Origin of the sequence: Curtobacterium sp. VKM Ac-2861 (assembly GCF_013204965.1) — a bacterium.
Lineage (GTDB): Bacteria > Actinomycetota > Actinomycetes > Actinomycetales > Microbacteriaceae > Curtobacterium.
This window is the reverse complement of the sequence record NZ_JABMLA010000005.1, coordinates 294,691-309,042: the sequence shown is the minus strand read 5'-3', so window position 1 is coordinate 309,042 and position 14,352 is coordinate 294,691. Positions and strand designations below refer to the sequence as shown.

General features: G+C 71.1%; 12 protein-coding genes. 7 read left to right on the top strand and 5 right to left on the bottom strand.

What is annotated here, in order from left to right:
- Positions 1-181 precede the first annotated feature (181 nt).
- The 5 genes from HQQ88_RS14545 to HQQ88_RS14525 all read left to right on the top strand — a co-directional run bounded on the left by HQQ88_RS14545 (position 182) and on the right by HQQ88_RS14525 (position 4,174).
- Entirely contained in the window at positions 182-1,225 is a 1,044-nt protein-coding gene (locus HQQ88_RS14545) for a Gfo/Idh/MocA family protein (protein WP_131844736.1), read from the top strand.
- Positions 1,226-1,382: 157 nt separating this feature from the next.
- A complete protein-coding gene (locus tag HQQ88_RS14540) occupies positions 1,383-1,898 on the top strand; it encodes a hypothetical protein (protein WP_123672087.1) in 516 nt (171 codons plus the stop codon).
- 4 nt (positions 1,899-1,902) lie between these two features.
- Positions 1,903-2,934: a YihY/virulence factor BrkB family protein gene (locus HQQ88_RS14535; RefSeq protein ID WP_131922154.1), complete on the top strand. Its 1,032-nt coding sequence runs from the start codon at positions 1,903-1,905 to the stop codon at positions 2,932-2,934.
- A 42-nt stretch (positions 2,935-2,976) separates the two neighbouring features.
- Positions 2,977-3,468: a DedA family protein gene (locus HQQ88_RS14530; protein ID WP_123293500.1), complete on the top strand. Its 492-nt coding sequence runs from the start codon at positions 2,977-2,979 to the stop codon at positions 3,466-3,468.
- 10 nt (positions 3,469-3,478) lie between these two features.
- The gene (locus tag HQQ88_RS14525; protein ID WP_173169879.1) at positions 3,479-4,174 is read left to right on the top strand and encodes an SDR family oxidoreductase; all 696 of its coding nucleotides are present in this window, start codon (positions 3,479-3,481) and stop codon (positions 4,172-4,174) included.
- Positions 4,175-4,181: 7 nt separating this feature from the next.
- Here the strand turns inward: HQQ88_RS14525 and HQQ88_RS14520 are convergent, their stop codons facing one another.
- Complete coding sequence (locus HQQ88_RS14520; RefSeq protein WP_173169877.1) at positions 4,182-5,753, bottom strand: ABC-F family ATP-binding cassette domain-containing protein; 1,572 nt, start codon at positions 5,751-5,753, stop codon at positions 4,182-4,184.
- A gap of 273 nt (positions 5,754-6,026) precedes the next feature.
- Here HQQ88_RS14520 and HQQ88_RS14515 point away from each other — a divergent pair, with 273 nt between their 5' ends.
- Positions 6,027-6,452 (top strand): DUF3151 domain-containing protein, encoded by a 426-nt coding sequence (locus HQQ88_RS14515; protein WP_173169875.1) that lies wholly within the window; start codon positions 6,027-6,029, stop codon positions 6,450-6,452.
- An 86-nt stretch (positions 6,453-6,538) separates the two neighbouring features.
- Here HQQ88_RS14515 and HQQ88_RS14510 read toward each other — a convergent pair whose 3' ends face one another.
- From HQQ88_RS14510 to HQQ88_RS14495, 4 genes are read right to left on the bottom strand one after another with little or no spacing between them, the layout of a single operon-like run.
- The gene (locus HQQ88_RS14510; RefSeq protein ID WP_173169873.1) at positions 6,539-9,583 is read right to left on the bottom strand and encodes a glycoside hydrolase family 2 TIM barrel-domain containing protein; all 3,045 of its coding nucleotides are present in this window, start codon (positions 9,581-9,583) and stop codon (positions 6,539-6,541) included.
- Positions 9,580-10,515 (bottom strand): carbohydrate ABC transporter permease, encoded by a 936-nt coding sequence (locus HQQ88_RS14505; RefSeq protein WP_111085425.1) that lies wholly within the window; start codon positions 10,513-10,515, stop codon positions 9,580-9,582. Before HQQ88_RS14505 ends, HQQ88_RS14510 begins: the two co-directional genes overlap by 4 nt.
- Positions 10,512-11,603 (bottom strand): carbohydrate ABC transporter permease, encoded by a 1,092-nt coding sequence (locus HQQ88_RS14500; protein WP_173169871.1) that lies wholly within the window; start codon positions 11,601-11,603, stop codon positions 10,512-10,514. The genes HQQ88_RS14505 and HQQ88_RS14500 overlap by 4 nt, the downstream gene beginning before the upstream one ends.
- Complete coding sequence (locus tag HQQ88_RS14495; protein WP_123293506.1) at positions 11,600-12,958, bottom strand: sugar ABC transporter substrate-binding protein; 1,359 nt, start codon at positions 12,956-12,958, stop codon at positions 11,600-11,602. Before HQQ88_RS14495 ends, HQQ88_RS14500 begins: the two co-directional genes overlap by 4 nt.
- Positions 12,959-13,145: 187 nt before the next feature.
- Between HQQ88_RS14495 and HQQ88_RS14490 the strand changes: the two genes are divergently transcribed.
- Positions 13,146-14,309: a hypothetical protein gene (locus tag HQQ88_RS14490; protein WP_173169869.1), complete on the top strand. Its 1,164-nt coding sequence runs from the start codon at positions 13,146-13,148 to the stop codon at positions 14,307-14,309.
- Positions 14,310-14,352 lie beyond the last annotated feature (43 nt).

Genomic DNA, 14,352 nt, shown 5'->3' with positions numbered 1-14,352 from the left:
AGGTTCCGAAATCTCGGCATCTCGACGTCGCCCGGCGCGATCCGTGGAACCTCGGCGCCGCGCACGCGGCATGTCGTGGAACCTCGGCGCCCGAACCTCGGCGCCCACCGCCCGCAGCACTGACAGACTGGACGGACGCGTCACGGGAGTCGTGACGCGGCAGCCACGAAGGAGTGCACGCATGACGGTCCGGATCATCCACGTCGGTCTCGGAGGGTGGGGCGGCAACTGGGCCCGCACCGCCATCCCAGAGGTCTCCGAAGTGGAGGTGGTCGGGATCGTCGACCCGGTGCCGGCGACGCTGACCGCCGTGCAGCAGGACCTCGGGCTGCCCGCGTCCGCTGCGTTCGCGTCCCTGACCGAGGCGCTCGCCGGGGTCGAGGCCGACGCCGTCGTCATCACCGCCCCCGCCGTCACCCACGTGCCGCTCGCGCTCGAGGCCCTCGACGCCGGCAAGCACGTCCTGGTCGAGAAGCCGTTCGCCAACACCACGGACGAGGCCGTCACCGCCGTGCGCCGTGCCGAGGAGCTCGGCCTCGTGCTGCAGGTCAGCCAGAACTACCGCTGGTACCCGGCACCGCGCGCCGTGCAGGACCTGCTCGCTGCGAACACCGTGGGCGAGCTCTCCGCGATCAACGTCGACTTCCGGCAGTGGGACAACGACCTGGCGTTCGAGGAACACCCGCACTACAAGTTCCCCCACGCCATGATCAACGACATGGCCATCCACCACTTCGACCTGCTGCGGATGGTCACCGGGCAGGAGGCCGTCCGGGTCTTCGCCAAGGCGACCTTCCCGTCCTACAGCAAGTACCAGGACGAAGCCATCGCCTCGATGCTCATCGAGCTCGACGGTGGGCTGGTCGTCAGCTACCGCGGCAGCTGGCTGAGCCGCGGCCCCCGCACGGCGTGGGCCGGCGAGTGGAGCATCCAGGGCGAGGACGGCGAACTTTGGTTCACCAGCCGCGACGGAGCACCGAACGCGGTCGACGGCGACGTGGCCACCCTCCGCCGCACCCAGGACGACGAGGCCGAGCCCGTCGAGCTGCCCGTGCTCGAGCACACCGACCGCCAGGGCGGGCTGCAGGCCTTCGCCCGTTCGGTCGAGGGCGGTCCGGCACCGGCGACGAGCGGCCGCGACAACCTGCGCAGCCTCGCACTCATGGAGGCAGCCGGTCGTTCGGCTGCCAGCGGCCAGCCCGAGGACGTCGTCGTCCCGTCCTGAACGCCGTGACCGACGGACGGGAGGCCCGTGGCGGGCCCGCCACGGGCCTCCCGTCCGCCCTGGGGCCACGCCCACTGCCGCAGGAGCGACACCGAGCAGGAGGCCTCACCGCGGCCATCTGGGCGCGCCCCCGGCCCCACCGTGTAGAAACTGGGGAATGGCCAAGGACAGTCTCCCCGAGCTCGAACTCGCGAACGTCCGCACGCGTGAGCGCATGACCGACACCGTCACCGAGCTCAAGCGCCGTGCGAACCTCCCGGCGCGGGCACGGCTCGCAGCCGCGAAGACCCGCCAGCGCTGGCACCGTGACCCCACGCCCCTCGTGGCGATGGGCATCACCGGTCTCACCGGGATCGCGGCGATCATCACCGGCATCGCGATCCGCAACCGCCCCGCCGGCCACCTGGCGACGCCTCCGGCGAGTTCGGCCTTCACCGCGTTGCTGCCGTTCGGCGCGCGCGGCGACGGCCCCTCGGCCAAGGAGCAGGCACAGTCCGGCCGCAAGGGTCGGAAGGCCCGGGCGAAGGCCGCCGAGCAGGCGCTGGACCGTGACCCGGCCCACAAGGCCCGCGTGAAGCAGCAGACCGGCATCGCCGCGGTGCAGCGACGGGCGAACAAGAACCGCAAGGCCGCCGTGAAGCGGTCGAAGCAGGCCCTGAAGGCGCGGGGGTAGTCCGATGGCGCAGGAGCAGCAGAAGCCGGACCCGGACGACTCCCGGAAGCCGGACAGCCCCACCGACCTCACCAAGCCCACGCTCGTCTACACGCTCAAGAAGACGCTGCGCGAGTTCACCGGCGACCAGTGCACCGACCTCGCGGCGAGCCTGACCTACTACACGGTGCTCGCGCTCTTCCCCGGACTGTTGGCGATCGTCTCGATCCTGGGCCTCGTGTCCGACCCGCAGAAGACCATCGACTCCCTGCTGACGATCATCGGCAACGTCGGGTCGCAGAGCGTCGTCGACCTGCTGAGGGACCCGATCGAGGGTCTCGTCCGGTCGCCCGCAGCGGGCATCACCTTCGTCGTCGGCATCGTCGGCGCGATCTGGTCGGCATCCGGGTACGTCGGCGCCTTCGGCCGGGCGATGAACCGGATCTACAACGTCCGCGAGGGCCGACCGATCTGGAAGCTCCGCCCGACCATGCTCGGCGTGACAGTGTTCACCGTCGTCATGCTCGTCGTCGGCCTGCTCGTGCTCGTCTCGGGCCCGCTCGCCCGGAGCTTCGGTGACGTCATCGGACTCGGCGACGCGGCCGCGACGGTCCTGCTGATCGTGCAGTGGCCGATCCTGCTCGTCGTCGCGATCATCGTCGTCGCAGTGCTCTACTACTGGGCGCCGAACGTCAAGCAGCCGAAGTTCCGGTGGGTGAGCGGTGGGTCGATCCTGGCGATCCTCATCCTGATCATCGCGAGCGTCGGCTTCGGGTTCTACGTCGCCAACTTCTCGAACTACAACGCCACGTACGGCTCCCTCGGTGGGGTCATCGTGTTCCTGCTGTGGCTCTGGATCACGAACAACGCGCTGCTGTTCGGTGCCGAGTTCGACGCCGAGCTCGAGCGCGGCCGGCAGCTGCAGGCGGGCATCCGGGCGGAGGAGGACATCCAGCTCCCTGAGCGCGACACCCGCCAGATCGAGAAGCAGGACGAGAAGCGGGCGCAGGACGTGCTCGAGGGGATCAGGATCCGGCAGGGCGCCGACGGCGACTGACACCCGCGGCGTTCCTCCGGACGGAGGCGCTACGGTGCGACCGTGCCCGACTTCCTCGAGGGGCTGCCGTTCTGGCAGCTCGTCCTCGCGCTCTTCGTGATCGTGTTCTGCCGTGCGCAGGCCACGTACTGGGTCGCGCGTCTCGCGGTGACGGGTGCCTCGCGCTCCCGCTGGGGTCGCTGGTTGCACTCGCCGGCGGTCCGCCGCGGCTCAGTGCTCCTCGAACGATGGGGCCTGCCGGTGGTGACGGTGAGCTTCGTGGTGGTCGGGCTGCAGACGGTGATGAACGCGGCCGCGGGGCTCGCCCGTGTGGCGTGGTGGCGGTACACGATCGCGATGGTGCCGGGGTGCGTCGCGTGGGCCTTCCTCTACGCCACCGTCGGGCTCGCGGTGTTCTGGGCGGTCGTCGCCGCGCTGGCCGGCTCGCCCTGGGGCATCGCGGCGGTGGCCGTCCTGGTGGTCGCGATGGTCGTCGCGGTGACGGTTCTCCACAGATCGCGGAACCGGACAGGAGGCCCGGCCCGGCTTCCGTAGGCTGGCCCACGTGACGACAGAACAGCTCCAGAACCGTCCGGTCGCCCTGGTGACCGGTGCCACCCGCGGCATCGGCCGCGCGATCGCGACCGACCTCGGTCGCACCCACCACGTGTTCGTGGGCGGGCGGAACGCCGAGGCAGTGGACGCCCTCGTCGCCGAGCTGCCGAGCGCCGTGCCGTTCGTCGGCGACCTCGGCGCGGGGGACCTGCCGGCGCTGCCCGACCGGCTCGACGTGCTCGTGCACTCGGCCGGTGTCGAGCAGGGCACGACCATCGCCGACACCGCGCGTGCCGTGTGGGAGCAGGTCTTCGCCACGAACCTGTTCGCGGTCGCCGAGCTCACCCGGGTGGCGCTGCCGGCACTCCGGGCGGCTCGGGGCATCGTCGTGCCGATCAACAGCGGCTCGGGGTTCCACTCCGGCCCCGGCGGTGGTGTGTACGCGGCGTCGAAGTTCGCACTGCGGGCCTTCGCCGATGCCCTGCGCGAAGAAGAGCGGGCGAACGGCGTCCGGGTCTCGAGCGTGCACCCGGGCCGGACGGACTCGGACATGCAGCGGGCGCTGACCGAGAAGCTCGGCGAGGACTACGACACCGCGTACTACCTGGCGCCGGAGGACGTGGCCGCCGCCGTCCGGACGGTCGTCGACCTGCCCGATCGCGGCACCGTCGAGTCGCTCGCGATCCGACCGACCCGACGGCGCTGACAGCGGGCTACGACAGCTCGATGCGCGCGTCGAGCGCGAGTCGGTCGAGGAACGTCTCGTCGTGGCTGACCACGACGAGCGCGCCGCGGTAGGCCCGCAACGCGTCGACGAGCTGGTCGACACTCGTCAGGTCGAGGTCGTTCGTCGGTTCGTCGAGCACCAGGAGCTGCGGCGGCGGGTCGGCCAGCACCAGGCTCGCCAACGCCACCCGGAAGCGCTCCCCGCCGGACAGCGCCCCCGCGAGCCGGTCGACGGTGTCGCCGCGCACCAGGAACTTCGCGAGGCGGTTCCGGACCTCGGCGACGGCGACGTGCGGGGCGTCCCGTCGCACGTTGTCGAGCACCGTGGCGGTGTCGTCGAGGGTGTCCTTCCGCTGCGGCAGGTACGCGATCCGCTCGACGTGGGCGACGGCTCCGGTGTCGGGGAGCGGGTGCTCCCGGGCCTCCGGCGAACCGACGAGCTGTTCGAGCAGGGTGGACTTGCCGACGCCGTTGTCCCCGGTGACCGCGATCCGCTCCGGCCCCTGCACGATGACGTCCCGCCCGCGCACCGTGACGGTCGCGATCTGCCGTGACGCCGGGACGTCCGGGTCGGGCAGGGTCACGTGGATGGACTCGTCGTCGCGGAGCCGGAGCTGTGCCTCCCGCTTCGTCTCGAGGGCAGCGGCCTCGTCGTCCGCGTACCCGACGCGCAGCCGGCCGGCGGTCTGCTCGCCCTTCTTCCGCAGCTCGTTCGCGTAGCCCTTCGGCATGTTCTCGACGGCTTTCACCCCGGCGCGCGCTCGCCGGGCGATCTTCGTCTCGGCCTCGATGCGCTGCCGCTTCTCGGTGCGGTGTCGCTGTTCGGCGACCCGGACCTCCCGTTCGACGGCCGCCTGCTGCACGGCCACGTGCTCCTCGAACGCACTGAACGTCCCGCCGAACACGGTCATCGCACCGGCGCGGAGCTCGCACGTCTCGTCGACGTGCTCGAGGAGCTCCCGGTCGTGACTGACCACCACGAGGGTGCCGCGCCAGTCGTCGACCAGGTCGAGCAGGAGCCCTCGTGCCCGACGGTCGAGGTTGTTCGTCGGCTCGTCGAGGAACGCGATCGGACGGCTGCGCAACCGCACCCCGGCGACGGCGACGAGCACGGACTGCCCGCCCGACAGCGTCGACACCGGACGTTCCAGGTCGGCGCCGTCGAGCCCGACGCTCGCGATCGCTGCGGCAGCGCGTTCCTCGAGGTCCCAGTCGTCGCCGACCGCCTCGAAGTGCTCGGGGGACGCGTCACCGGACAGGACGGCCCGGAGTGCGGTGAGCGTCGACCGGATGCCGAGCAGGTCGGCGACGGCGTCGTCGGTCCCGGTTGCCAGGCGTTGCGGCAGGTGGTCGACGGGGCCGGACGTCGAGATGGTGCCCGACGTGGGGTGGAGCCGGCCGGTGGCGAGCCGGACCAGCGTGGACTTGCCGGCCCCGTTCCTCCCGACCAGGCCGGTCCGGCCACGCCCGAAGGCGGCGGTGAGGTGGTCGAGCGCGACGGTGCCGTCGGGCCAGGCGAAGGTGACGTCGTGCAGGACGACGGATGGACTGCTGGGCATGGGAATGCCTCCCGGTGTCGATGCTGGGCGCACGACACCGAACCCACCGCTGTGCGGTGGAGCGCCCGACGGGGGCGCGCGATCACGGTGTCAGCGCGTGGGCTGAGCAGAACCGGTGATCGACAGCAATCCGTCTTCTTCCGTCGGGGACCCCCGTGTCCGCCATCCGTGCCGCCGGTCGGTCTCCCGCCCCGGGGGCCTCGTGATGACGACGAGGTGCCTCCCACGGTAATCCCGGCCACGGGGACGCGCAAGGGATGACAGGCTGGGGGCATGCCGGAGAACCTGTTGCCGAACCCGTCGACGAACCCCGAGACCCTGCTCCCCGCCGAACCCGAGGTGACCGCGGCACTCGCCGCCGACGCCCCCGTCGCCAGCGTGGTGGTGTCGCACCCGTCGTCGAGCCTGGCGTGGGCTCTGCTCGCCGACGAGGCCTGGGAGCGTGGCGCGGCGCTCGAGTCGTACGCCTACGCCCGCGTCGGGTACCACCGCGGGCTCGACGCCCTGCGCAAGGCCGGCTGGCGCGGTGCCGGTCCGGTGCCGTGGGCGCACGAGCCGAACCGGGGCGTGCTCCGCGCGCTGTTCGCGCTGCGCCGTGCGGCCGAGGCGATCGACGAGCCCGGGGAGCCCGAGCGCCTGACCGACTTCCTGAACGCGAGCGACCCCGACGCCCTGCGCGCCCTGTCCGCCGACGCGTAGGCAGCCGGACGCCGCACAACCAAAGTCACCCCGAACCGCGGCGATCCGTGGTTCGGGGTGACTTTGGTTGTGCAGCCCGCCCCGCCCTACGCCAGCGCCACGCTCCAACTGAACGCCTGCGGCCAGAGCTGGTGCTCCGGCAGCACGTCGAGGCCGCACGCCCGGCTGCCGAGCCCGTGCTGCGCCGCGTCGAGGTACAGGTACAGGTGGTCCGACGCCGGCAGCTCGTACGGGTGCTCGGCGCGGTCGATCTGCTGCGCGGTCCACGGTGACAGGGTGAAGCCCGCACGGTGCGACCCCACGGTCGACACCGTGAACGGCCCGACGGACAACGAGCGCAGAGCAGGCCGGTGCCCGGTCTCCTGCGGCCGCGAGTACTCGACCCCGAGCGACCGCACCGGAGCGGTGAACCGACCGACCCGGGCAGCGTGCGACGAGTCGGCGTACGACTCGAGCGGTCCGGTGCCGAACCACGTGGCCGTCTCGTCGGCCAACCCGGCCGGCAGGTCGAACCGCACCCCGATCCGCGGCCAGGTGACGTCCCACGCCCCGAACGGCACCGCGTCGGTCTGCAGCACCAGCCCGTCGGACGTCAGGGTCCAGCGGTGCGTGACCTCGAGGCCCCACCCGCTGTTCGCCGCCGCCACCCGCACCCGCTGTTCCAGGCCGGAGTCGGTCCGTGCCACCGACACCAGGCGGTGGGTCAGCCGGTCCAGTCCACGGTCCCGCCAGCGCGAGGCCGACGGGGGAGCGTCCGGGTCACCGACACCGTGCGTCAGCACCGGGTCCGCCGTCTCGTAGCCGCCCTGCGACGCCAAGCGGTCGTTGTCGGTCGGGGCGCGCCAGAGCTCCAGGCGGGGTCCTGCGACCTCGTGTCCCTTCCAGGACACCAGGTCGCCGCGGTCCGAGAACGTCCCGTCGCCGAGACGGTCGCCGTCCCACCCCTGCCGGGAGGCCCGTGGTGCGTCCGCCACACGGCTCGCGACGAGCCGCTGGGTGCGTGCGACGACGTGGCCGGTGTCCGCCCACGCGGTCGGGCCCGCCAGTTCGGCGGTCAGGTCGAGCCAGAGTTCGTCGCCGGGTGCGAGTTCGGCGGTGGCCGCGTCGAGCACCTCGGACGGCACCGGGACGGTCGCCGACTCGCGGGCGGCCACCACACCGGCGGCGAACCGACCGGAGGCCTCGACGACGCCGTTCCGCGACAGGGTCCAGCAGAACCGCAGCCCGGCGGTCGAGGCCGAGTGGTACCGGTTCTCGACCAGGATCGTGGTCTCCGACACCGCCAGGCGGATCGGCGCGACGACGGCCGCGAACTCGGCGAGCCCGGGCGTCGGGGAGTCGTCGGGCAGCACCAGGCCGTCCATCACGAAGTTGCCGTCGTGCACGACCTCGTGGAAGTCGCCGCCGTAGGCGTAGTAGTCCTGGCCGGACGCCGTCTGCGCCAGGAGCCCGTGGTCGCGCCACTCCCACACGAACCCGCCGTGCAGGCGCGGGTACCGGTCGACCAGGGCCTCGTACTCGGCGATCTGGCCGGGGCCGTTGCCCATCGCGTGGACGTACTCGCAGTGGATGAACGGCTTCGAGCGTTGCCGTGCGGCCTCGGCCGGGCCGCAGCCGAGCAGGGGCGTCGGGGTGCCGCCTCCGATGGACTCGGTCTCCTGCAGCGACGGGTACATCCGCGAGTACACGTCGGTGTACTCGCCCGTGTAGTCGCCCTCGTAGTGCACGGGCCGCTCGGCGTCGCGGTCGTGCACCCACTGCGACATCGCCGCCAGGTTCCGGCCGGTGCCGGACTCGTTGCCGAGCGACCACATCACGATGGACGGGTGGTTCTTGTCCCGCTCGACGGTCCGTGCGACGCGGTCGAGGTAGGCGTCCGCCCAGGCCGGGTCGTCCGACGGGTTGCCGACCCAGCCGGTGAAGATGAACCCGTGGGTCTCGAGGTCGGTCTCGAGGATCACCCAGAAGCCGAGCTCGTCGGCGAGGTCCAGCACGCGGGGGTGCGGCGGGTAGTGCGAGGTGCGGATCGCGTTGACGTTGTTGCGCTTCATGAGCGCCATGTCCGCGCGGGCGTGCTCCTCGTCGAAGACGCGGCCGCGGACGGGGTGGGTCTCGTGCCGGTTCACGCCGTGGAACACCACGCGCTCGCCGTTCACCAGGAACCGGTCGCCCTCGATCGACACGGTGCGGAAGCCGAGCCGCAACGAGACGGTCTCGCCACCGGCGGCACCGCCGGCGTCCGGGCCGGTCGACACCGTCGCGTCGTACAGCTTCGGCAGCTCCGCGCTCCACGGCTCGACGCCCTCGACCTCGATCGGCGTGACCTCGTCGGCCGTCGCCCACGTCACGTCGACGCCGAGGTCGGGCACCGCGAACCGCACCGGGAATCCAGCGTCCAGCGTCGGGAACGTGATGGTCCCGCTGCCGGTCGCCGGGCGTCCGGACGCAGCGGTCCCGGCCGTCGCGGCACTGCCCAGGGTTAGAGCCCACGACGCCCGGACGAACACGTCGTCGATCGGCGCCGTCGGACGGGCGAGCAGCGTGACGTCGCGGAAGATCCCCGGCAGCCACCACTGGTCCTGGTCCTCGAGGTACGAGGCCGCCGACCACTGGTGCACCCGCACGGCCAGGTCGTTCGACCCCGGACGGAGCAGCTGCGTGACGTCGAACTCGGTCGCCAGGCGGGACCCGGTCGACCAGCCCACGAGCGTGCCGTTGAGCCACACCCGGAAGTGCGACTCGACCCCGTCGAACCGCAGCAGCACCCGACCGGCGGCCGCGAACGACGCCGGCAGCTCGAACGTCCGCCGGTGGTCACCGGTGGGGTTCTCGTCCGGCGGGTGCGGCGGGTCGATCGGGAACGGGTACTGCAGGTTCGTGTAGCTCGGCGACCCGTGCCCGTGCAGCACCCAGTGCGACGGCACCGGGAGCTCGCCCCACGCGGGATCGTCCTCCACGGCGGCGTCGGTGGCGAACGCGTCGGACACCGACGCGACCGGCGACCACCGGAAGCGCCAATCGCCGTTCAGCGAGAGCGACGGTGCGTCGGTGTGGAGCGCGGCCCGCGGAGGGAGCCGTGATGCCGAACCCGGCGAGGTCGAGTGGAGGTCGTCGAGTGCGGAGTTGGTCAACCCTTGACCGATCCTTCCGTGAGGCCCCCGCGCCAGAAGCGCTGCAGGACGATGATGGCGATGACGAGCGGGATGACCGAGACGAGCACCCCGCCGGTGGTGAGCTGGTAGAACTCCGGCAGGCGGTCGACCTGCGAGCGCCAGTTGTTCAACCCCAGTGTGATCGGGTACAGCTTCTGGTCTGCCAGCATGATGAGCGGCAGGAAGAAGTTGTTCCAGATGCCGACGACCTGGAACAGGAACACGGTCACCAGGGCCGGGGTCATCTGCCGGAGCACCACGGTGTGGAAGATCCGGAGCTCGCTGGCACCGTCGATGCGTGCCTGTTCGAGCAGCGTGGTGTCCACCGACGCGGCGGCGTACACCCGGCACAGGAACAGGCCGAACGGGGAGACGAGGCTCGGGATGAGCACGCTCCAGTACGTGTCGGTCAGGCCCAGCGTCGAGAACAGCAGGAACAGCGGCAGCGCCGTCGCGGTCCCGGGCACGAGCACGCCACCGAGGATCGTGCCGAACACGAACTGCCGACCCTTGAAGTCGTACTTCGCCAGCGCGTACCCGCCGGCCGCGGCGAAGTAGGTCGCCAGGACCGCACCGACGCCGGAGTACAGGATGCTGTTCGCGATCCACCGGACGAAGATGCCGCCGTCGTAGGTGAACACCTGCTGCAGGTTGCTCCAGAGCGCGAACTCGCCACCGAACCAGAACCCGTTCGTCGAGAACAGCGCGCCGGTCGTCTTCGTCGCGGCGATGACAACCCAGTACAGCGGGACGAGGAAGTACAGCGCGACGATGACGAGGATGCCCGTCACGACGATCTGCGAGCGGGGAGACCGGTCGAGCTTCCGGCGCTGGTGCGCCGAGATCGACGTGGTGTCCACGGGGACGGCGGTCTTCGCCGTGGCCGGCGCTTCGATGGCTTCGCTGGTCATGCGTCCGCCCCCTTCGTTCCGTTCTGCAGACCGGACCTGGGCTGGAGGCCCGGTGCGGCTTGGGAAGTACCGGTGCTGCCCGCCGCAGCGCGCGTCTGGAGCGCGGTGCGGGCCTCCAGGCCGTCACGCTTGGCGCGCTTGCGCCGGTCGCGTTCGTCCTTCGGCGCGCGGTTCGTCAACGCGAGGAACGCGAACGACAGGATGAACGCGGCCAGCGCGATGATGACCGCCTGCGCACTCGCGACGCCGTACTCGTTGAACGCGAACGCGTTCGTGTACGCGGCGTAGTTCGGCGTGTACTCGGTGTCGATCGCCGGGGCGACCGTGGACAGGATCTGCGGCTCCGCGAAGAGCTGCAGCGTGCCGATGATCGAGAACACCGTGGTGAGCACCAGGGCCGGCGCGATGAGCGGGATCTGGATCCGCCACGCGACCTGGAACGGGCCGGCGCCGTCCATCTTGGCGGCCTCGTAGACCTCGCCGGGGATCGACTTCAGCTGGGCCACGATGATGAGCATGTTGTAGCCCGTGTAGGTCCACGTGACGATGTTCGCGATCGACCAGAGCACGCTGTTGGCACCGAGGAAGTCCGGCTGCAGCCCCATCGACTGCAGCAGGGACACGATCGGCGACAGGCCGGGCACGTACAGGAACGACCACAGGATCGTCGCGATGACGCCGGGGACGCCGTACGGCATGAAGTAGATCGCGCGGAAGAAGCCCGGCCAGCGGGCGCTCGCCGACTCGAGCAGCAGCGCGAGGATCGTGCAGGCGATGATCATCACCGGGACCTGCACGATGCCGAAGAGCAGCATGCGGCCGATCGAGGCGACGAAACCGGAGTCCTGCAGGGCGATCGCGTAGTTGTCGAAGCCGGCGAACTTGCCGACGACGCCGTCCTCGCCGAACAAGCCCTCGCGGTCGACGGTCGTGAACGACTGGAACAGGGCGCTGATGATCGGGATGATGAACGTCAGCAGGAACAGGGCCAGGAACGGCGCGAGCAGGATCCACGGGGCACGCTTCTGCGCACTCGTGGCCTTCGTGCTCGTGCGGAAGGCGGGTCGCGTGCTGGTCTGCTGGCTCATCGTGCCGTCCTGACGCTGAGGCCCTTGTCCTTGAAGGACTGGACGATCTCCCGCTGCGCGAGTTCCACCGCGTCGGAGAGCTTGAGGCCGGAGGTGAGCTTCCGGCGGAACTGGTTCTGCAGGCTCGTGAACGCCGACTGGGTCACGGGGGACCAGGACCAGTCGATGTTCTGCTCCTTCGAGGCCGGCACGAAGACGTCCTCGTTGTAGTTCTGGCCGGAGAACCACTTCGACGGCTGCTCACGCTGCTTGCCGATGTAGTCGACCGCGGGCGACCAGCCGATGCCGCAGTGCTTGATCATCGCGTCGATGCCCTCCTTCGAGGTGGTCATCCACGTGATGAACTCGAGCGCTTCCCTCGGGTGCTTCGCGTTCGCCAGGACCGCCGCCGTCGAACCGCCGATGGCGCTCGAGCCGAAGCCGTCGGCGCCCCACTTCTGCATCGGGGCGACCTTCCACTTGCCCTCGCCGCCCTGCACGGACTCGATCAGGGCGTCGCCCCAACTCGCGCTCGTGACCGCGGCGATCTTGCCGCTCGCGGCCGAGGCGTACCAGCCGGGGGAGTACGCACCGGCGCTCGTGTCGACGAGCTTGTCGTCGATGACCCCGTCGAAGAAGTCCGCGACCATCAGGGTCTTGTCGTCGGTCATGTCGACGACCCACTCGTCACCGTCGACCTTGAACCAGCGGGCGCCGGCCTGCTGCGCGTACGCGGCGAACGGTGACGCGTCCGAGACCGGGAACACCTCGAGGTAGTTCTGCTTGCCCGTCTTCCGGACCTTCTCGGCCAGGTCCCGCCACTCGTCCCACGTCGTCGGGGGTTCGCCGCCGGCCTGCTCGAGCAGGGCGGTCTGGTAGTAGAAGCCCATGGGGCCGGTGTCCTGCGGGATGCCGTAGATGCCGTCGACGAACGACACCTGCGCCCACGCCGCCTCGTCGTACTTCGACTCGAAGTCCTTCGCGCCGTAGCGGGCGAGGTCGACGAGACCGTTGGCGAGCATGAACTCGGGGATCTGCCGGAGCTCGACCTGACCGATGTCCGGACCGCCGCCGGCCGCCAGCGCGGAGTACATCTTCTGGTACCCGCCGCTGTTGCCACCGGGGATCCAGTTCGCCGACACCTGGATGTTCGGGTGCGTCTTGTTCCAGACGTCGCAGACCTTCTGCAGGTCCTTCAACCAGGCCCAGTAGGTGAGCTGGACGGTCTCGCCCGACGCGGCGGCCGGCACGAGGGCGGCCTTGTTCACGTTGGTGGAACCGGGGACGGCGCAGCCGGCGAGCAGCCCTGCCGCCGCCGTGCCGATGCCGAAGCCCAGGAGTTGTCGTCTGGAGATGGGTCGTGGTCGTGGCGTCATTGCCGCACTCCGGTTCGTCGTCGATTCGGGGTCCAGGTCAGCCAACCACAAAACCGAGCGTCGTTGCAGATTCGCGCCTGGGTGTTCGCTCCCGACTGTGGACGCCCGGTGGCGGCGAGGTGGAGTGTGGTCGCACGTGAGAGCGCCGGAGCTCATCGGCTCCGGCAACCGTCCGAGAGGAGCTGCCATGACGTCGACCAACGCGACGAGCGAACTGCACCGGATCCTGGGAGAGCGACTGGAGGGCGGCGGCACCTGGGCCTGGGCCTACGCCGACGTCTCCGGCAACGTCGAGGATCCCCGACGACAGGCGGCGCTCAAGCTCCGCGGTGTCGAGGAGGGGCTCCGGGCACAGGGTGCGTCCGACGAGGTCGTCGACGCCGTCGCCACCGAGTTCGAGCAGGAGCCCGGCGTCCCCTCGCCCGTCACCCGGTACGTGCTCGTGCACGACGGCGAGGTCGTGCTGAGCGAGGTCCTGCCCGGCCCCCTGCACGGATCGGAGTCCGTCGGCGTCGGAGCCGTGCCGGACCTGGTGCCGCTCGTCGCCCACCGTCCCGTCGACCTGCCGTTCCTGATGGTCCACGCCGGCAAGGAGGGCGGGGCCTTCCGCGCCTACCGCCTCGGCCACGCCCCGGTCGCGGCCGACGCGTCCGAGCAGCAGGTGGCTGGACGGAACGACACCCTGCACTACGCCAAGGCCGGCACCGGGTGGAAGCAGCCGCACTGGCAGCAGCACACCGAGGAGATCTGGAAGCAGAACTCGTCGGAGACCGCTGCCGCCGTCGACGAGGCCGTTCGGACGATCCGCCCCGGACTCGTCGTCGTCGCCGGCGACGTCACCGCCCGCGAGCTGCTGGTGAAGGCACTCTCGTCCGAGACCCGTGCACTCGTCTCGGTGTTCCCGGGCGACCCGCGAGCCGACGCCGGTTCGAAGCAGGCGTTCGTCGAGCACGTCGAGACCGCACTCGCCCGCGTCGTCGCCACCCGCCGTCACGACCTCGAGGACTCGCTCCGCACGCACGTCGGCCGTGGCGACAACCAGGTCGTCACCGGCCTCGGACCCGTCGTCGAGGCGCTGCAGCAGGCCCAGGGCGCGACCGTCGCCCTCGACGCCGTCGCCATCGGCGACCGGACGCTGCTCGCGCTCGCCGGGGCGCCGTGGGTCGCCACCGCACCGGAGCAGGCCGCGGGGACGCCGGTCATCGGGGCGGTGCCGGCGGTGTGCGCGCTCGTGCGGGCCGCGGTGCTGACCGACGCCGAGCTCGTGCTCGTCAACGCCGCGTCGCTGCCCGGTGGCGCTCCCGCCGCCGCACTGCTCCGCTGGCCCGTGGGTCCGGTCGTCCCCGCCTAGCGAGCCGCGAGCGTCCTGCGCGCGCCCCGAGGTTCCGAAATCT